Annotated in this window: 17 protein-coding genes, 1 tRNA gene and 2 pseudogenes; 12 read left to right on the plus strand and 8 right to left on the minus strand. The window is 65.2% G+C overall.

Translation table 11 applies throughout. The features are described from left to right. The 6 genes from HZR14_RS12890 (at window position 1) to HZR14_RS12915 (ending at window position 8,009) form a co-directional block, all read left to right on the plus strand. On the plus strand, window positions 1–1,656 hold the full coding sequence (locus HZR14_RS12890; RefSeq protein WP_181693287.1) for a hypothetical protein: 1,656 nt from the start codon (window positions 1–3) through the stop codon (window positions 1,654–1,656). Continuing rightward, window positions 1,643–2,485, plus strand: a complete 843-nt coding sequence (locus tag HZR14_RS12895) for a hypothetical protein (protein WP_181693288.1) — start codon at window positions 1,643–1,645, stop codon at window positions 2,483–2,485. Before HZR14_RS12890 ends, HZR14_RS12895 begins: the two co-directional genes overlap by 14 nt. Before the next feature lie 2 nt (window positions 2,486–2,487). After that, entirely contained in the window at window positions 2,488–3,813 is a 1,326-nt protein-coding gene (locus HZR14_RS12900; protein WP_181693289.1) for a hypothetical protein, read from the plus strand. A gap of 227 nt (window positions 3,814–4,040) precedes the next feature. After that, the gene (locus HZR14_RS12905; protein WP_181693290.1) at window positions 4,041–7,436 is read left to right on the plus strand and encodes a hypothetical protein; all 3,396 of its coding nucleotides are present in this window, start codon (window positions 4,041–4,043) and stop codon (window positions 7,434–7,436) included. A gap of 7 nt (window positions 7,437–7,443) precedes the next feature. Further along, window positions 7,444–7,743: a hypothetical protein gene (locus HZR14_RS12910; RefSeq protein WP_181693291.1), complete on the plus strand. Its 300-nt coding sequence runs from the start codon at window positions 7,444–7,446 to the stop codon at window positions 7,741–7,743. Beyond that, on the plus strand, window positions 7,740–8,009 hold the full coding sequence (locus HZR14_RS12915; RefSeq protein WP_181693292.1) for a hypothetical protein: 270 nt from the start codon (window positions 7,740–7,742) through the stop codon (window positions 8,007–8,009). Before HZR14_RS12910 ends, HZR14_RS12915 begins: the two co-directional genes overlap by 4 nt. Window positions 8,010–8,276: 267 nt before the next feature. Here the strand turns inward: HZR14_RS12915 and HZR14_RS12920 are convergent, their stop codons facing one another. The 8 genes from HZR14_RS12920 to HZR14_RS12950 form a co-directional block, all read right to left on the minus strand. Further along, the gene (locus HZR14_RS12920) at window positions 8,277–9,977 is read right to left on the minus strand and encodes a DUF7845 domain-containing protein (RefSeq protein WP_181693293.1); all 1,701 of its coding nucleotides are present in this window, start codon (window positions 9,975–9,977) and stop codon (window positions 8,277–8,279) included. Beyond that, window positions 9,974–10,342 (minus strand): DUF8129 domain-containing protein, encoded by a 369-nt coding sequence (locus tag HZR14_RS12925; protein ID WP_181693294.1) that lies wholly within the window; start codon window positions 10,340–10,342, stop codon window positions 9,974–9,976. Before HZR14_RS12925 ends, HZR14_RS12920 begins: the two co-directional genes overlap by 4 nt. Continuing rightward, window positions 10,342–10,956: a DUF6884 domain-containing protein gene (locus HZR14_RS12930; protein WP_181693295.1), complete on the minus strand. Its 615-nt coding sequence runs from the start codon at window positions 10,954–10,956 to the stop codon at window positions 10,342–10,344. Before HZR14_RS12930 ends, HZR14_RS12925 begins: the two co-directional genes overlap by 1 nt. Continuing rightward, window positions 10,953–11,456 (minus strand): hypothetical protein, encoded by a 504-nt coding sequence (locus HZR14_RS12935; RefSeq protein WP_181693296.1) that lies wholly within the window; start codon window positions 11,454–11,456, stop codon window positions 10,953–10,955. Before HZR14_RS12935 ends, HZR14_RS12930 begins: the two co-directional genes overlap by 4 nt. After that, window positions 11,456–11,770, minus strand: coding sequence for a hypothetical protein (locus HZR14_RS12940; RefSeq protein WP_181693297.1), 315 nt, complete (start codon window positions 11,768–11,770; stop codon window positions 11,456–11,458). Before HZR14_RS12940 ends, HZR14_RS12935 begins: the two co-directional genes overlap by 1 nt. Continuing rightward, entirely contained in the window at window positions 11,767–12,198 is a 432-nt protein-coding gene (locus HZR14_RS12945; RefSeq protein ID WP_181693298.1) for a hypothetical protein, read from the minus strand. Before HZR14_RS12945 ends, HZR14_RS12940 begins: the two co-directional genes overlap by 4 nt. Continuing rightward, a complete protein-coding gene (locus tag HZR14_RS14505) occupies window positions 12,195–12,323 on the minus strand; it encodes a hypothetical protein (RefSeq protein ID WP_255479269.1) in 129 nt (42 codons plus the stop codon). Before HZR14_RS14505 ends, HZR14_RS12945 begins: the two co-directional genes overlap by 4 nt. Window positions 12,324–12,389: 66 nt before the next feature. After that, window positions 12,390–12,464, minus strand: a tRNA-Val gene (locus HZR14_RS12950). A 204-nt stretch (window positions 12,465–12,668) separates the two neighbouring features. Here HZR14_RS12950 and trpD point away from each other — a divergent pair. From trpD to HZR14_RS14665, 6 genes and pseudogenes are all read left to right on the plus strand, one after another. Further along, entirely contained in the window at window positions 12,669–13,670 is a 1,002-nt protein-coding gene (gene trpD, locus HZR14_RS12955; RefSeq protein ID WP_181693299.1) for an anthranilate phosphoribosyltransferase, read from the plus strand. Beyond that, on the plus strand, window positions 13,667–14,293 hold the full coding sequence (locus tag HZR14_RS12960) for a phosphoribosylanthranilate isomerase (RefSeq protein ID WP_181693300.1): 627 nt from the start codon (window positions 13,667–13,669) through the stop codon (window positions 14,291–14,293). Before trpD ends, HZR14_RS12960 begins: the two co-directional genes overlap by 4 nt. Next, window positions 14,290–15,927: an anthranilate synthase component I gene (gene trpE / locus HZR14_RS12965; RefSeq protein WP_181693301.1), complete on the plus strand. Its 1,638-nt coding sequence runs from the start codon at window positions 14,290–14,292 to the stop codon at window positions 15,925–15,927. Before HZR14_RS12960 ends, trpE begins: the two co-directional genes overlap by 4 nt. After that, complete coding sequence (trpG, locus tag HZR14_RS12970; RefSeq protein ID WP_181693302.1) at window positions 15,924–16,511, plus strand: anthranilate synthase component II; 588 nt, start codon at window positions 15,924–15,926, stop codon at window positions 16,509–16,511. Before trpE ends, trpG begins: the two co-directional genes overlap by 4 nt. Before the next feature lie 792 nt (window positions 16,512–17,303). Beyond that, window positions 17,304–17,906: pseudogene (locus tag HZR14_RS14660) on the plus strand (ribonucleotide reductase N-terminal alpha domain-containing protein); the annotation flags it as partial. Beyond that, a pseudogene (locus HZR14_RS14665) lies at window positions 17,898–19,271 on the plus strand (LAGLIDADG family homing endonuclease); the annotation flags it as partial. The pseudogenes HZR14_RS14660 and HZR14_RS14665, both read left to right, overlap by 9 nt. Window positions 19,272–19,289: the final 18 nt, after the last annotated feature.

Genomic DNA, 19,289 nt, shown 5'->3' on the forward strand with positions numbered 1-19,289 from the left:
ATGCGTCGGGGGCTGTTGGTAGCGATCGCGCTCGTCGTGTTGCTTCCGGCGATGCTGGGGCTGCCGGCGGCCGGCCAGCAGTCCCCGGCGGACGAGTCGGAGTACTCGCTCGAGGAGCTTCGCGAGGGCGGGCGATCGCACGCAGGTGCGCCGCCGTCGATGCGGTTCCTCGGGCAGTACGGCTCGGCGACGTTGCGGCACGAGCCGGTCGGGTTCGGGACGGACGAGTGGGCGTACGTGAAGCCGGGCGGGGAGACGGTCCAGAAGAACGAGGTAACGCTTCGGACGATCCGTCTCGGCGATCCGGATTCGGCGCTGACGGTGCGTGTCGTCTCCTGGAACGAGGGCGAGCGGACGATTCAGACGGAGAACGGCACGCGGACGGAGCCGGTGGCGCGGAACGTCTCCGAGCAGGTGATCGAGGCGGAGGCGGGTCGCGGCTACGATAACAGCACGATCGCGCTGCCGGCGAGTTTCGAGGAGCAACAGCACATTACGATGTGGGTCGAGGAGTACCCGGAGGCGCGCTGGCACTTCACGCATCGGAGTGTCGGGACGACGCGACCGATCGATATCTCGTCGTGGGGAGATTTCCTCTCGGCGCTGTTTTGGAAGATCGGCGTGTGGGCGATCCCGGCGCTGTTGATCGGTGGTGCGCTGGGGCGTCGGCATCGCGAGCGCGCGATTGTGGGTCCCCAATGGGGGCTCGCGAAATGGGGGATCGCGCTGTCGATTCCGATCGGGTTGCTATCGACGTACTTCGCGTTCCAGGGGTCGATCCTGGCGACACGGATCCCGCAGGGGATCGCGTTGATCACGGGGATCCTGGGGTACGCGCTGGTGCTCGAGGCGGGCGACATGAGTCTCGAGAAGTTCCTGTTCCGTCGCCAGGAGCTCGAGTCGGCGACGACGCCGCGGGGCGAGGAGTCGCACGATTCGCGGTTCGTCGATCACGCGATCAAGAAGGGCGTTCGTCGCGAGCGGAACCAGGAGCTCGTGTTGATCGAGCCGGGGCTGTCGGCGTACATCGGCCGGTTGCGCGGGCAGGTAGCGGCGCTGGACGTGTCGGATCTGGTGACGCACAAGAAGGGCCAGGACAGTCCGTTCGCGATGGAGATAGAGCTCGATCCGGAGTTCGATTTCCGTGATGCGCTGATCCACAAGCCGCCGACGATCTCCCGGAAGCCGTTGATGTCGAAGGCGGAGCTGCCGCTGGTGGGTGAGACGGAGATCCCGAACCTGGGGGTCGTGGTGCCGCTGGGTGCGGGCGTCGGGCTGGGGTGGCTGCTCGCGGATCAGACGCTCGGGCTGCCGGGCGTGGGCGCGGTCGTGGGCGTGATCGTGGCGCTGCCGTTCATCCACGAGGCGACGGACGGCGGCGCGGAGACGGAGCCGGCGCCGTATCACTTCACGCAGGCGGAGGCGTCGTTGAGTTTCGAGGCGGAGGAGTACTCGGACTCGAAGCTTCTCGACGAGTATCGGCGGATCGCGTGGACGGAGCGGATGAAGACGCCGCTGGACGCGAAGCGGCAGTCGACGCAGTTCGACGAGACGGTCTCGCGTGAGCTGTCGGAGACGACGCTCGGCGATCTCGGGATCGAGGAGGACGTCGACGGGAGCGATCAGTCCGGAGGTGTCGCGAGTGGCGACGATTGACGATCCCGAGTCGATGCTGCCGGACAACGAGGAGGACGTCGACGATCGGCGGCCGTCGGCGACGGCGTTCCCGGTGCGGCCGGCGCTCGAGGTCCTGCAGTTGGATCAGCGCGAGTTGATCGATGTGTCGGATCCGCGCCTCGAGGAGCGGCCGACGCCGGAGTGGGATCTGCGTCGCGGGGTGCCGCATCGTCGGGCGTTGATCGAGTGGTATCAGCGGGCGACTGTGCGGACGCTGGGGCGGTTTGCTGACTCGGTGCCGCCGGAGAGCCTGCTTCGGGACGACGTCTTCGTGGCGTCGCTGACGGGCGCGAGCGAGCACGCGAAGCAGTATCGCGGGCGGCTCGAGGACGACAAGTTGATCCCAGCGACGACGGCGGCGTACGATGAGCTCCGCGGCGGTGCGGGCGAGTACATCGAGGTGTTCGAGGACGACAGCGATTTCAGTCCGATGGATTTCGACCCGGAGCGGCAGGCGAACGTGGCGATGCGGCCGGGGTTCAGTTACATCGATCGGATTCAGCAGTCGGCGCTGTCGGCGTTGTGGGGTGGCTTCGAGGATCGGGATGCGCTGCGGGACTGGTTGCACGATCTCTCGAGGGCGACGAACGGGCAGCACGAGTCGGAGCTCTCGAAGCGGGTGATGGGGGACGCGAACGCGGTCGCGTGTCTGACCAACCGCGTGTCGGACGAGCACGGGCGCGGGTTTCGCGAGCGGTTCGCGATCAAGAAGTTGCTGCCGTCGTTCGCGGCGGCCGTCGAGTCGATGGAGACGGGCGAGTTGGCGAAGCGGCGGAAGACGACAGCGCAGACCTATCAGTTTGGATAATCATGAGCACACAGGAATCCACGGACAGCGAGCAGGAGAGCAGTCCCCGCGAGGAGCTTCGGGAGACGATTCGAGCGGCGTTCGACCCGTACATGAGGAGCCGGCAGGCCCTCGATGCGAAGGGGATCCCGCCGGACGAGCGCGGGTACAACGACCGGAATCGGCACAACGACGGCGCGGAGATCTACCAGCAGGTGGGGCTCGCGCCGTTCATCAAGGAGCTCGAGCGCGCCGAGCGGCGTGATCACGAGGTGTCGTCGCATCCGCAGGCACTCGCGCATTTGGTCTGTCATATCTCGGACTGGGAGCGGCATCAACTCGGCGAGGAGGAGCCGGATTTCTCGGAGATGGGTCGGCTTCGGAAGCCGGTGCTCGAGTGGCTGGCGGACGAGGACGATCGGCTGCAGCGACTCCGTCCAGGCGGGACGGAGATCCTGATCCACGGCGAGCAGGGGACGACGAAGACGACGGCGATGTACTGGTTGATCGCGTTGATCATGCAGCTGAAGCAACGGGAGAACGTCCTTTGGTTGTCGTCGCTGGACGATACGGAGTGGACGGCGCTGGCGCCGTTCGCGACGGTCGCGCTGCCGGCGGGTGAGCGGGTGAAGGTCCAGGCGAACCCGTACACGCGGGAGCTTCGCGGCGAGATGGTGGATCTGACCATCGACGACGTCGCTCGGGACGTGATCCGGTACGAGGATCCGCGCGATCTCCTCGAGCAGCTGGACCGGCGGACGTCGGGGCAGTTCTACGTTCTGTATCCGGATCCGAACTTCCGAGCCTGCGAGGAGATCACGGGGCGATCGTACGCGGGGATCCGAGACGAGGAGGTCGACAAGCTCGGCGACGCGGCGACGATCCACCATTGGTGGTTTGCGCTCGTCGAGGAGCTCGCGCACGGGACGCAGTATCGCGAGTGGACGACGATCGTCGCTGACGAGGCGCACAAGTGGCTGAAGGCGGGGAAAAGCGACGACGAACACGACTGGTGGCACAAGATCGACGACTTCTCGTCGACGTGGGCGGACGCTCGGAAGAAGCGGCTGTCGGGGATCTTCGCGACGCACATTTGGCACGAGATCCCGGATCGCGTCCGTCGGAAGGTGCGCTGGGGAGCGACAATGAACGGCGAGCCGTTTCCGTCGAAGGCGCCGCTGGACGGTCGGAACCGGAATCAGGATCTCGGAGATACCTGTGTCTGGACGCCGCTGGCGTGGAATTTCGTCGGGTACCCGAATGTACCGCGAAAGGCCGGGACGACGGTGCCGGCGGAGATCTCGGTGTCGTTTCCTGACTGGGAGGCAGCAAAAAATGATCTCACATAGCATGAACGACGCGATTTCGAGAGGTAGCGAGTCTGAGGCGCGAATCGGGTCGAGCGTTTCCGGTGTCGATCAGACCGGGAATCTCGCGACCGGATTACACGCGCGCGTTATGAGGACGGGTGGGGGGACCCTCGCGTCCGCGATACAAGTCGGCGCGCGGGCAGTCGCGCGTGAACTACGCGAGCGAGCACGCGGTCGGACTTCACACGCGACCGCGGGGGGCGCGGATGTCTGAGCGCGAGCGAGCGGTCGGGCGAGCGGTCGCGATCGTGTTGGTGCTCGCGCTGGCGGTGGCGCCGATCGCGCCGTTCGTGATCGCGCCGAGCTCGGCGCAGTCGGCGCCGTCGGGGATGGTCGGCGTGTCGGACAGCCAGATCTCCGACATCCGAGCCGAGCAGGGCGCGGGCGGCCTTGAGGCGAGCGAGCTGACCGTCTATACCAGCGAGCACGCGGAGACGACGTCGGTGTCGATCGTGACGGCGGAGCAGGCCGACGAGATCGCCGCGGGGACGGCGCTGCCGGACGTCGCGAACCAGCGGGTGTGTTCGACGCCGGCCGGGGACAAGAACCCGAACGCGGACTGTGAGACGACCCCGTCGCTGGTGATCTCCGACGAGGAGCACTCGGCGGGGCGAGAGGTGGCGGTGCGGGCGGATCCTCTCGAGGACGCGCTGGGGTACACGCCGTCGTTTCTGACGGTTCGGAACTCCGAGTCCGGCGAGGAGTGGCAGTACCCGACGCGGATCGAGGACGGCTGGTTGATCGTCGATGTCGAGCACTTCTCGAGTAACACGGTCGAGTTCCAGGGGACGGCGGAGATCGACGCGACAGCGACGGACGGGTCGCAGTTCACATACGGGCTGGAGGCGACTGATTCGGTTGAGAACTTCACGATCGACGTGACGGGTCAGATAGCGACGCAGTCCGAGACAGCGACGTTGAGCGGTGCATCGGATGGGGATACTGTCTCGTACGACATCGGCGGGAATATCGCTCCGGGCGGGCCGTCAGCGACCGACGAGCCGACAGTGACGTTCGAGGGGAACGCTGGGGATCCGGACATGGCGTTTACCGACTCGAATTCTAATCTGAAGTTCGTGGATGCAGACGGGAATGTCGGCGATACGGGCGTCACAGCGGACGATGTCGGCGGCGTCGCGGACTTCGATGACGACGGCGATCAGGAGATCGCGTTTGTCGGATCGAACGGCGTCGAGTTTGTCGATGCGAGCGGATCAACGACGACGATGGATACAGCAGCCAACGATATTGGAGGGGTTGGAGATCCTGACGAGGACGGGGATCCAGAGGTTGCATACATGGACGGTACTAACCTGCAGTTTGTCGACGGAGCAGGGAATATCGACGATCTCGGCAGAAGTGTCAACGGCGTCGGAGGGATCGGTGATGTTGACGACGATGGGAGTCCGGAGATCGTCGCTGAAGGATATACGTATGACTATTTGACATATTATCAGCCGGATGGGACCGAGGATGCGTCTTTCGACACGACGCCGCTGTATGATGCAGGGACGGTTGGCGATATAGATGGCGACGGAGCTGTCGAAGCGATGTACAAGAACCAAAACAATAATCTCGGATATGCAGATGCGAACGGGCAAGAGGGGACGCTGGCGTCGGGAATTGATTTCGTTGGTGGGGCTGGCGATATAGATGGGGATGGTGAGGTAGAGGTGTCGTATGATGCTACGGGGCTGAAGTATGTTGATGGATCCGGATCTGTGGAATCGACAGGATTAGATATAACACGAGCAGGCGGGATTGCTGATATCGACGGTGATGTGACGACGGATCCGGCGGTCGATATCGATGGAGATGGGACAGACGAGACGTCGGTGTCGGGGGAGGTCAGCGGTGGTGAGACGGTGACGAAAGAGATCGCGTCGCTGTCGCGATCGGATAGTTCGGCGACGGTGTCGGTCAGCGGCGGCTCGGTCGACGTGTCGATCGAGTACGACGAGCGGACGGAGACGGTCGATCCAGCGGTGTCGGTGAATGGGAATACAGTTGATCACACGGGAACGCTGGCAGAGGGCGACACAGTTTCGTTATCGACGGACGCGAGTTGGTTAAGCGACAGCAACACAGTCGATGTCTCGATGTCGGCGCCCGCATCCGGGCCGGCGCCGAAGGTCGGGCTGGATTACGATCACACGGCGACTGACCAGATCTCGACGTCGTATCAGGCGACGAAATTCGAGGAGCGATACAACGTCTCCCGAACGTTCGCGGACGAGACGGCCGACGTCCAGGTGACGATCCCGTTCGACAGCTCGCGGATGGTGTCGATCGGGTCCGTCGAGTACAGCGTCGACGGGGGCTCCTGGCAGTCGGTGCCGGACGAGCACTACGCACTCGATGGAACGACGCTGACGGCGAATCTCTCGGATGCGAACGGTGGCGCGTTCCCATCGGGATCGACGATCGAGGTAAACGCCCGTGGTCGGAAGATCCAGGTCGATAACGGCGACGTGACGGTGACAGATCCGTCGGGCATCGACGAGGAACTCGATACGGAGATCCGCGTCGACGATCGCGCGCCGGACTTCCGGATGGACGTCGGGCCGACCGAATCGGGCGATCGCGTCCACTACGCGGACTCGAATGAGTATCCGACGGAGGATTACTCGATTATCAAGGGCGACGGCACGCAGTACGTCTACCTTCCGAACGCGGGCAACGGCGATCGGTTCCGGATGCGGCATCTCGAGACCCAGGTGTCGATCAACGACACGGGCGACGTCCGCCTCGAGGTGCTCGAAGCCGGCGAGGAGCCGGAGATCGACGTCTCGCCGGGACCGGGCGGCGAGGGCGACGAGGTGACGGTGCGGTACTATCAAACCGAGACGGGGCTGAAGTACGTCCTCTCGAGTATCCAGGACAAGATCGTGATCGACAGCGACGTCGCGGAGTCCCCGGCGATCTTCACGACGACGGACTCGGAGGACACCTGGACGATCCTCGAGGAGGCGGCGGGGACGGCCTCGTCGTCGACGGGCGGCGTTGCGCAGTTCTCCCAGCGCGCGAGCGGGCTCTTTAGCTCAATCCCCGGCGGCGGGCTGGGGCTGGTCGCGATCGTGGCGCTGGCGGGCGGCGGGTGGACGCTGCTCCGACGGCGGAGTCCCGACACGGCGGGGGCGGTCTCGTCGACGGCGGAGTCGACGGGCAGCGGTATCCTCGGCGTCCTCGAGCGAGTGCTCGGGTACGTCGGCTCGCTGGTGGAGACGCTGCTCGGGAACCGGAACGCGACGATCGCGCTGGCGGTCGGCGCGGCGCTCGTGGGCGCTCGGTTCGGCTTCTTCCAGCTGCCGGAAGGGACGGCGATCCTGTTGGTCGTGGCGTCGGTGCCGATCGGGTCGTACGTCGTCCTGCGTCGGACGGGCGTGGTGTCCCAGCGGGTGTGGCTGGCGTCGACGGTCGTCGCGACGATCCTGGGGCTGGAGTTCGTCGCGCCGGGGACGGTCCAGACGGCGATCGAGCAGCTGACGTCGGAGAACGTCGCGCCGCTGTTGATCCTGGCGGCGGCTGGGGCCGTCTACCTGTGGTATCGGTCGCGGCAGTCGGATCAGCCGCGGATCGTGATCGGCAGCGGGGAGGACTGATCGAGCGATGTTCGGGCTCGTGTCGGAATTGATCGGTGGGCTGGGGCTGGGCGGGCAGGTGACGACAGCGGTGATCGTGGCGGGGGCTGGGTGGTATCTGTGGCGCGTCGGGGCGGTGGCGTCGGCGCTCGCGTCGATCCTGTCGTCGGCGCAGGCGATCGGGATCTCCGTCGCGATCGCGCTGGCGGTCGCGATCGCGTTGGGGTGGATCGATCTGTCGATCGCGTCGATCACGTCGGACGTCGCGACGGCGGCCTCGAAAGTGCCAGGGGTCTTTCGAGATTTATTCGGAGGGGTGTTGCCGTGAGCATCTTTCCCGATCTGTTGCACGAGGAGTACGACGTCGAGGGTGATCTCATCCTCTTCCGCTGTCGGGAGTGCGGCCAAACGTCGATGAGTCTCGGGGCGCTTCACGGTCACTGTGAAAAGCACCGCGGCTACACACGGTGGGGAATCAGTCTCCCGTTCACAGAATCGTCACCGGGAAACTTCGATCAGCTGATGGAGTTGACCGAGGTCCTTCGTGTCGAGGAGACGGCAGAGATCGACCTCGAGGACGTCGACGGTCTGTAGAGCGGCAACCTTCGTTTCGACTGTTTCATCTCGAACGCTCGGCCGAACAGGGACCCCTTATTTTTCTGCCCCGGAGGGGCAGTGCCCTTTAGGCACACTCGCTAAGGGGATCTTTGCGGCGGCCACAAATCAGCCGGCCGAGAGATCGGCTGCTCGAAGCCGTCCAGATGAAACACACCCCGAAAACAGGACCCATCAGCGCTGGCGCGCGGACGGGTTTATAAAGAATAGAACCGAGCGATAGTGTTGCCACTCACCTGTCGCGACTCAGTGGATGATCTCAGCCTGCTCGCGAGCGTAGAGATCGTCCAAGAGCGCCTTCGCCTTCGTGGTCTCGTAGCCACCACCCGGCGTCGCGAACTCGACAGTCGCGTTGCGGAACTCGCGCTCGTTGCCACCCGAGCCGATCCAGGCGTCGAGGGCCTCGTCGATCACCTCGGGAGCCCACGGCGAACTCGAAGAGCGGTAGCGACTGAGAACAGACTCGATCTTGATTCGGACGTCGCCGGAGGCGTCGTCGACGACGTCAGCGGCGTAGCGTGAGAGCCACTTCTGCATCGCGCCGCTCATCTTCTCCAGGAGGCGCTCGTCGAGATCGAGCAGACCGGCCGTCGCCTTGAACGCGGCGTCGAGATGCTGCTCGGTCGTCCGAAGGACGTCACGGATCTCCTCAGCGACCTTCCGAGAGCGGAAGCGGATGAGGCCGTTGCTGTTCTCGAGGATGCCGTCGAGTTCGTCCAGGGCGCGGTAGATCGTCGAAATGTCGCGGCCCGAGCCGTCGGCGACGCGCTGGTAGTGCGTCTCGCCGTTGTCGGCGATCTCCTCGAGGACGTCCATGTCGGCCTCGGAGAGCTCCCGAAAGGAACGGACGATGACGGACTCCTGCTCGGCCTCGATCTCCGGCGTCGGGTCGGGATGGAGCGCGATCGAGCGCTCGGAGGTCTGAGCCTGGAAGTGATCGTCGGGGACGAACGCGACCTCGGCGTCGGTGGGCACGCCGGCGTGCTCGAGGCAGTTGATGACGGTCTCCTCGAGTTCCTGTGTCAACTCGTCGCGATCGTTCCAGGCGACGCCCTGCTGGTTGAGCGTGATCGAGTCGTTGTTCGGAGCCTGCCCCTTCTTGAACAGGGCAGCGAACTTCGGATGATAGAGCGGGTCATCGGTCTGCTGCTTGCGAGGGTGCTGGGGGTGGTAGTGTTTCAGCTGCTTCCCGAGCCGCTGGCCGGGGAGCTTCCGGGCCGTTCCCGCGGGATAGTTCAGGCGATGATTGTAGCCGACGACCTTCTCGTTGTCGACTTTGTAGGTCACCTTCCGGCCTTTCTCGGAGCCAAGCAGGTACATCAGCCGCCAGAAGTAGCCGCCCTCGTGCGTGAGCGTCTGGGCGTAGTTCCGCGTGAGGCGGACGTAGCGTTCGAACTGGCTGATACTACTGTGTTCGCCGTCGATGTGCCGCGGATCGAGATGCGCGTCGTTGAAGCGCTGGGAAGCCTCCTCGCAGATGGCGTCGACGACCGTCCGGAAGTGCTTGGGAACGGCATCGGGCTCGATGTTCGAACTGTTGACGTCGACGTCGATGCCTTCGGGATCGGCGTGGGGGTCGGCCTCGAGGTCGTCCCAGACGTCCTCCCACGGCGTCGAGATGTTCATGCCAGCGAAGCGAGGGCGGACGTGAAAGCTGAGTTTCTCGCGGCCGGGGCCGCGGCCTTTGATCCGCCACTCGTACATCGAGTCGGTCTCGAGGTCGAAGCGGCTGGCGGGCTCGATCGCACCCTGCTGGTAGTAGATCTCGAACTCGAAGATGTCGACGCCGTCGTCGCGACGGATGGGGATCTCGAGTTCGGTGCTGCCCTCGAAGGGCGGGCCGAGCAACGCGCCGGAGAGTGCCCAGTAGGGGGCGAGCGTGCCGGGGTACCAGAGTGTCGCCCGGAGTTCGTGCGGCGCCGTCGCGACGTGGTCACCCTCAGTCATCGCGACCCACCGTCGGCGGCGATCTCGGCAGCGCTCTCGTCGACCGCAGCGTCAGCGTCGGCGTCGGCCTCCTGGAGGAAGCCGTCGCGATCGTGCGTGATCGCGCGGCGTCGCTCGTCGAGCTTCCGGATGACGTGCTCGCGGTTGCGACAGCGTCGTTCGACCTGGAACCAGTAGGCGAGCTCCTCGGGATCGTCGATGCCTTTGACGATCGCCATCGCGGTCGCGAGCTCCGGTGTCTGGCCCTGGCCCGTATCGAGGCCGGACTGCGAGCGCGTGTGCAGCCAGACCGCGGGGTTGTACCCGATGGCGTCGACGACGTCCGGGAACCGCGGGTAGTCGCCGGCGTTGGTCTGCCCGCGCATCAGGCATCGCCTCCATCAGTCGCGTACTGTTTGAGATCGGACTGCCCGGGCGGCTGGTAGTCCTCGAGGCGCTGGTTGAGCACGCGCATCTGATCACCGATACCGACGGTGTCCTCGAAGGGTCGATCCACGACACGGAACCGCTCGAAGACGCCGTCATCGATGTGTTCGAGATACGCCTGGCCGGCGAGCAGAACGACCGTCCCGTAGGGATTGTAGAAGGAAAATCGCGTCTTGAGCCCGCGAGAGACTTGGACACTCCAGCGGCCAGCCTCGTAGTCACCAATGTAGACATCGCTCGAGGGATCCAGCGAAGCATCGTAGGGCTTGATCTCGTCACCGGGCGAGAGGACGCCATGTTCGGCACTGATGATCCACCAGGCGTCGCAGCGCTGTTGACAGTACTCGCGCTTCTTCCTGAAATAGGTCGAGTCGTAGAGGTCTGCAGCTGGGACTGGCTCGTCGGTATCGATTTTCGAGGAGCCACAGCCGACGACACCTAACCGAGGGGTGCCGATACAGTCGTGGCAGTACTGTCGGTCTTCGTCCGGGTCGCGTGAGTCGATCCCACCGCCCGGCGGAAGCCGTGTCTCGCAGTAGTAACAGCGGCTCAACGTCCGTCACCCCCAAAGTCACTGAAGCGATCCTCGACCTCGACCCAGCAGCGGCGGTCGTCGACGTGGTCGACCCAGCCCTCGAGGCCGACGTGGGCGGGGACGTCGTAGGCGTCGATGAACTGCAGGCGGGAGTCGACGGTGATCACGCGATCGCCGTCTCCCTCGAGGCGACCGTCGACGTAGTAGTGAGCGAGCCCGCGGTGATCGACACCGATGCGGCGGTAGGTCAGATCGCGCTCGAGCTTCGGCGGCGCAGCGTCGAGGAACAGGAAGCGATCGTCGGCAGCGAGCCGTTGGATGCCGAGCTCCTGGAGCGTTGTCCAGTCGCCTTTCGTGTCGGCCCACAGGGCGAGATGGAAGTCACAGAAGCGGAAGCCGCCGAGGACGTTGAGGACGTTCGGCGAGGGGACGGTCGCGACGGCGTCGCGCTCGCAGTGGCTGGGGTGATCGCAGTCGGCGGGCTCGTCGACCGGCCCGTAGTCGGTGACGATCGCCATCACGCATCCCCTCCGAAGTACTGCAGGCCGGTCTGGATCGGCCGATCGTTCTCAAGGTCGTCTTCGTCGTCGGCCTCCTGGTCGCGATCGCGACGGAACTTGTGGAACGCATCGCAGGCCCACGACCAACACGGTCCGTACGACCGGAGTTCGCCGCCGTAGATGCCGATCGCGGTCGACTCGCCGCAGTCGGGGCACTCGACGGTCGTCCGCTCGCCGAAGGGGATCTCGTGGACGTGGTCGACGCGTTCCTCACGACGCTGCTGAAGGAGCTCGCGGTTCGATGTGGAGCCGACGGTCGTCGGATCCGTCATCGGCGATCACCGTCCTCGGGGATCTCGAAGCCCTGCAGCCGCGCGAGGTCGGCCCGAATCTCCCCGATAGCCTCTCGCGTCCACTCGTTGTCTTCCTTTGCGAGCGCGATCTCGAGGAGATCGCCGGCTTCGTCAAGGTAGTATTCAGCAGGCCGCCCGCCGTCGGTTTCGATGCCCTCGCCGCGGTCGACGTCGTCGTCCTCGCCGAAGCACTTGGGATTCTGACAGAGCCGCCAGCGGTTAAACGGCAGATGACTCGGGATGTGAACGTCGGTGAACTCACAGCGGTTGATATCGCCCTCGCGACAGGCCGGATTCGGGTCGTCGCTGTCGTCGTCGCGATGGATCGCTTCGGCCATCCCCGAGGAGCTGCGGACGCCGTAGGTGGGGACGTCCTGTTGCTGTGGCTCCTGAAGTTCGGAGCTCACGGGCGACACCTCCCGTCAGCGAGGGCCGGACAGCGCTGGTCGGCCTCGGTGATGTAGGTGCCGCAGTACTCGCAGATTTTGGGTTCGACGGTGGCGGTGTCACCGCCCGTTTCGGGGCGGCTCATCGGGTCTCACCGCCGGAAGGTACTTCAGGCTGCTTACCTGAGGTACCGAAAGTATTAAAATTGTTATGGGTTCGGGCAGATTTGAACTGCCGGCCTCCTCCATGTCAAGGAGGTGTCATAACCAGCCTAGACCACGAACCCTCGCTGGCGTTTGTCTGCACTCATTCGTATCCGGGTAACGTAATTGAACCTTTCGGAATAGCTCCCTCCTGTGATTCGAAAACACGGCGCGGGGAGAGGGGGACGACTCCGGCGTCCGGAGTGTGCCGTCGGGCACCAACGATACGCTTATAAGCATGTACTGATTTGTACATCGTAACGCAGTATTGGTCATTAGTGATCATCATGAAAGAGTACATTCGACAGGCTACCGACGGTGAAGACCTCACACAGGCGGACGCCCGGGCGGCGGCCGAGCTCGCCTTCGAGGACGCGACGGAGGCACAGATCGGGGCGCTCCTGGCCGGGCTCCGCGCGAAAGGCGAAACCGAAGGCGAAATCGCGGGGTTCGCCGAGGGGATGCGCGATGCGGCCCGGACGATCGATCCCGGCCGGGAACCGCTGGTCGATACCTGCGGGACCGGGGGAGACGGCCACGATACGATCAACGTCTCGACGACCAGCGCGTTCGTCGCCGCCGGGGCCGGCGTTCCGGTCGCAAAGCACGGCAACTACTCCGTCTCCTCCTCGTCGGGCAGCGCCGACGTCCTGGAGGAACTCGGCGTCACGATCGACGCCGAGCCGCCGGCGGTCGAGGGCTGCATCGAATCGATCGGGATGGGGTTCATGCTCGCGCCCGTGTTCCACCCGGCGATGAAGGCCGTCATCGGCCCGCGGAAGGAACTCGGAATGCGGACGATCTTCAACGTTCTCGGCCCGTTGACGAACCCCGCGGGCGCGGACGCCCAGGTCGTCGGCGTCTACGATCCCGAGTTGGTCCCGGTGTTGGCCGACGCGCTCTCGCGGATGGCCGTCGACCGGGCGCTCGTCGTCCACGGGGCGGGGCTAGACGAGATCGGCGTCCACGGGGAATCGACGATCGCCGAGGTCCAAGGCGATACCGTCGAGGAGTATACGCTCGAACCGGCCGATATCGGCCTCGATCGCTACGACCTCCCGGCGGTCGCCGGCGGATCGCCAACGGAAAACGCGGCGGACATGCGCGGGATCCTCGAGGGATCGATCGGCGGCGCGAAACGGGCGATCATCCTCGCGAACGCGGGTGCGGCGATCTACGTCTCCGGGACGGCCGGGAGCATTGCCGAGGGCGTCGATGCGGCGCGCGAGGCGATCGACTCCGGGGCGGCGGCCGACCAGTTGGCATCGCTGCGCGAGTTCGAGCCATGACGCGCGTGAAGATCTGTGGCGTGACCGTCACCGAGGACCTCGAGACCGTCGTCGAGATGGGTGCCGACGCCGTCGGCTTGACCGTCGACGTCGCGGTCGAGACGCCACGGGCGATCGACCCGGAACGCGCAGTCGCCCTCGCGAGGGCGGCACCGCCGTTCGTCACGACGGTGCTCGTGACGATGCCCGAGACGCCCGAGAGGGCGATCGAGGTATCCGAGCGGATCGAACCGGACGCCATCCAGCTCCACGGCGGTCTGTCCCCCGACGACGTCGCCTCCGTCTCGAACGGGGTCGCCGCCGACGTGGTCGTGGCTGTCTCACCCGTCGACGCCCCACGGTACGATCGGGCTGCCGACGCGTTGCTCGTCGACTCGCTCGACGAATCCGGGGCTGGCGGGACGGGGGCGACACACGACTGGGCGCGGACGCGCGGGCTCGTCGAGGAGCTGTCCTCGCCCGTCGTCCTGGCCGGTGGATTGACGCCGACGAACGTCGCGGAGGCGGTCGAGACTGTCGATCCGTTCGCGGTCGACGTCGCGAGCGGCGTCGAGTCCCAACCGGGGCGCAAAGACCCCGAAGCCGTCGGGTCATTTATTCGGCGTGCGGGTGGTCGCCCGTGATCTCCGAGTCGAGATTCGTCGAGTTGGCAGCGGAGGGGCCGGCGGTGATCCGTACCGTCGCCGAGTTGGACACCGACGCGGAGCCACTCGGGGCGTACGCCGCCCTGACCGGGCGAACGACCGACGTCGATCCGGCCGGCCACACGTTCCTCTTGGAGAGCGCACAGAAAGTCGCCTCCAGCGACCCCGACGGTGCGTTCAGAGCCGGTGACGGGGCGGATCGACACGCCCGGTACTCGTTCGTCGGCTACGATCCGGCCGCGGTCGTGACCGTCGACGGTGACGCCAACGGTTTCGTCGACGTCCTCGACGATCGATACGAGGGACTGTTCGATCTGAACGGCGGTGACACGCTCGCGACGCTCCGGGAGGCGCTCCCGGACGTGCCGCTTCGGAACTTCCCGGAAACCGAGCGCCAGCGGCTCCAGGGCGGGCTCGTCGGATTTCTTTCCTACGATGCGGTGTACGATCTCTGGCTCGAAGAGGTCGGACTGGACCGCCCCGACTCCCGCGTGCCGAACGCCCAGTTCGTCCTCACGACGACGACGCTGGTGTTTGACGACGCCGCCGGGACGGTCTCGTTGGTATTTACGCCGCTGGTTCGCCCCGACGAGGACGCCGAACGGATCTACGCCGACATCGACGCGGAGCGCGCGCGTATCCAGTCGCTGCTCGCGGACCACGAGGCGCTCGAAACCGACGGGTTCCGCCCGATCGCAGAGCGCGCCGGGACCAAAGCGACGTACGAGGACGCCGTCCGACGGGCCAAAGAACACGTCCTCGACGGCGATATCTACCAGGGCGTCATCTCGCGGACGCGCGAACTGGACGGCGAGATCGACCCGCTGGGACTTTATAAATCCCTTCGGGAGATCAATCCCTCGCCGTACATGTACGTCCTCGATTACGACGGCCTCGCGGTGGTCGGAGCCTCGCCCGAGACGCTCGTTTCCGTCCGCGGCCAGGAGGTCATGAGCAACCCGATCGCCGGGACGTGCCCACGGGGGACGAGTCCGGTCGAGGACCGGCGTCTGGCCGGGGAGATGCTCGCCGACGGCAAGGAACGTTCCGAGCACACGATGTTGGTCGATCTCGCCCGTAACGACGTTCGCCGCGTCAGCGAAGCCGGCAGCGTCCGCGTCGAGGAGTTCATGAACGTTCTGAAATACAGCCACGTCCAGCACATCGAATCGACGGTGACCGGCGTCCTCGACGACGACTGTGACGCCTTCGACGCGACGCGTGCGTCGTTCCCGGCCGGGACGCTGTCGGGCGCGCCGAAGATCCGCGCGATGGAGATCATCGACGAACTCGAAGAGCGCCCGCGCGGCGTCTACGGCGGCGGCGTCGGCTACTACTCCTGGAGCGGCGACGCCGACTTCGCGATCGTCATCCGGACCGCGACGGTCGAACGGGGCGGGGGTACCGAGGGGTCCGACCGGGTAACCGTCCAGGCCGGTGCCGGGATCGTCGCCGATTCCGACCCCGAGGCCGAATACGACGAGACCGAACAGAAGATGGACGGGGTCATCGATGCCCTGCGCGATATCGAACTCGGAGCCGAGCGTGAGGCCGGCGTCGAATCCGGGACCGAACGGCCCGAAGACGGGACCGACACGACGGAGGCCCCATGACGACGAACGTACTCTTCGTCGACAACTTCGATTCGTTCACCTACAACCTCGTCGAGTACGTCAGCCAACACGGCGACACCGAGGTCGATGTGTTCCGAAACACCGCCGACCTGGAGACGATCCGCGCCGCCGCCCCCGACGCGATCGTCATCTCCCCGGGCCCCGGCCATCCCAAAAACGACCGCGACGTGGGTGTAACGATGGACGTACTCCGGGACGTCAGTCCCGAGACACCGACACTCGGCGTCTGTCTCGGCCTCGAGGCGGCCGTCTACGAGTACGGCGGGACAGTCGACCGAGCCCCGGAACCCATACACGGCAAGGCGTTCCCGGTCGACCACGACGGAAAGGGCGTCTACCGGGGCCTCGAACAGGGGTTTCAGGGGGGACGATACCACTCCCTCGTCGCGCTCGACGTCCCCGACTGTTTCGAGGTGACCGCGACGACGGACCACGACGGCGTCGAGTTGGTGATGGGGGTCCGCCACCGCGAGTACCCGATCGAATGTGTCCAGTTCCACCCCGAATCGGTCCTCACCGCCGTCGGACACGATGTCGTCGAGAACTTTCTTCGATCGGTCTGATGCTACCGGACGGGCCTGCGGGACGCGTCCCGCATCGGGCTACGGGGATCATACTATAGTAGACATCGCAACTATGTAGACATCGCAACTATGTAGACATCGCAACTATGTAGACATCGCAACTATGTAGACATCGCAACTATGTAGACATCGATCGCACTGCCGCCGTGCGATCGAGTGTGTATTGTCTTCCGATCTCTACTATAGGAGAGCATGGATATCCCATCGAACATCTCCGACGGCGTGACCCCTCGATCGGGGGCGGCCCGCTGCTCCGACCACCGGCGGTAGACGATCGTCCGGTTCGACCCGGTCCTCCCGCGTATACGTGATTTTTCGCTCGTATCAAATGGTTGTTAATACGTCGCGCCGATCCCGAAAGCATGTCCCATTGCTATTGCATCTCCCACCGTCGCTCGACGCGTCTCCGCCCCCGAATCGCTCGCCGGACTCGCGCTACTCCCCCTCCACATCCCCCGCTTCTTTCCGGTAGAGATCGCGCCGCAGTATGTGGGTTTCCCGGCCGAGATTTCACTTTCACTGCGGAGAGGGAACGCTTATTTGTACGCGGTTAGTTTGCTACGTTCGTACGCGTGGGGCACCCGTCTTTCAGGATCGAACACAGCGCCGCGTGCCCTCATGGAAACGTCGAAGCAACGATATATTCCCCGATGCCAAGGGTTATCCGGCATGCAACAGTACGCAGACTCCATCACACATGACCCACACAGCATACGTTGACCGCAGCGAAAAGACGAAAATACGAGCCGTACCGGCCCGGAGGGCCGAGTGATGTCCGGGGCAGACCCGTCCGCGGACGAACTCACTCTCCCGATCAAACGAACGACGGGTGAGACCATGGCGGACCGACTCACGGGAAACGCCTATCACAACATCCTCCCCGCCCGGTATCTGCGGAAGGACGCCGACGGCGAACCCATCGAACAACAGGAGGAACTCTTCGAGCGTGTCGCCCGGAACGTCGCGCTGGCCGAGGCGGTCTTCGAGGCCGGGCGACGGGGCGTCGACATCACCGTCACGCCGGACCAACTCAAGCCGGACCACCCCCGGCGTGACGCACTCGCCGCCGAGGTCTTCGGAGCGGGCGTCACGACCGACGCCGACGCGGAGACGACGCTTTCGGTATACAACGTCAACAAGTTCGCCTACGAGACGCTCGTACCGGAACTCCCCGAGGCGATCCGGTCACACGTCGAGGAGACCGCCGACGCCTTCCGCGAACAGATGGAACGGCTCTCGTTTATGCCGAACTCGCCGACGCTCATGAACGCCGGCGACGAACTCCAACAGCTCTCGGCGTGTTTCGTCGATTCGCCCGAGGACGACATCGACGACATCCACCAGACCGCCAAAGAGGCCGCGGAGGTGTTCCAGTGTCTCACGGCCGAAACGTCCGTCCACGTCGAACAAAAAGGCGTCACCTCGATCGCCGACGTCGAGCCGGGCGACGAGATCGTCCAGCGCGACGGGGGCGACCACCGGTCGCGGCGTGTCGAGGAAATCCACGCCTACGACGACGCGCCGACGATGACGATCACGACCGAGGGGGGGATCGACGTTCGCGGGACGCCGAACCACCGCCTTCTCGTCGACGGCGACTGGAAACGGCTGGACGAGATTCGGGCGGGCGATACCGTTTCGGTCCGTCTCGGGTGGCTCCCCGAGGAGGCGGGCGCGGTCGAGCTCGAACCCGTCGAAGCAGGCCCACAGTGGGCCGCGGAACGGACTGTCTCGAACGAGTCCGTCGTCGAGCTTCACGCACAGGGACTCTGCGATTACGCGATCGCCGACCGGCTCGATTCGTCGCCGTCGACGATCCAGCGCCGCCGGGCCGACGAACTCGACCTGCCGGCCAACGGGTCCGGCGGACGCGACGGCGGGCCGACGTTCGACGAAGAGCGGTTCCGCGAACTACACGCGGACGGCCACACGGATTCCGAGATCGCCGACGCCCTCGGCGTCCACAGTACGACGGTCCGGAACGCGCGGATGGCCCAGTCGCTGTCGGCGAGCGGCCAGGCCGTAAAGTCCGTCTCACAGCCGGAGACGTTGAGCACGGATCTCGCCGAGCTCCTCGGCCTCTGGATCGGTGACGGGTCGGTTCACGAGGACGGAATCCGCTTCCACGTCTCCCGCGAGGAGACGCTCGAACACGTCGACCGTCTGGCGCGCCGAAGTTTCGATACGGGTGCCGATTGGACGTGGGCCGACGGGTGCTACGAGGTCGTCATCTACAGCCACGAGATCAAACGGTTTTGGCTGCGGAACTTCGGCGACGCGAAGCCGTCCTCGAGTGAGGCGACGGTCCCGGAACCGGTTCTCGGTTCGGACCGCGATCGCGTGTACGCGTTCCTTCGTGGACTGTTTTCCGCCGACGGAACGCTCTCACAGAACCGGTATCCGCGGCTGTACAGCGCCTCCGAGGAACTCGTCGACGGCGTCCATCAGCTCCTTCTCGGCGTCGGTATCCCGTCGACGATCTGGGCGTGGGATGACGACGAGCGCGACTACTACAGCGTCGCTCCGACCGACGAACGCGGCCTCTCCGAGTTCGCCTCCCACGTCGGTTTCGTCGACGACCGTTCTGAGACGATGACCGCCTCCATCGCCGACGCCGAGTTGGAGCCGACGACGTGTGGGACGGTCCGCGACGCCGAGTGGACACAGGAAATCGTCGCCATCGAGGAGAGCGATCCGGCGACGGTGTACGACGTCACAGTCGAGGGGAACCACGAGTACGTCGCGAACTCGGTCGTC

The organism is Natronomonas salinimetallica, assembly GCF_013839515.1.
Taxonomy (GTDB): Archaea; Halobacteriota; Halobacteria; order Halobacteriales; family Haloarculaceae; genus Natronomonas.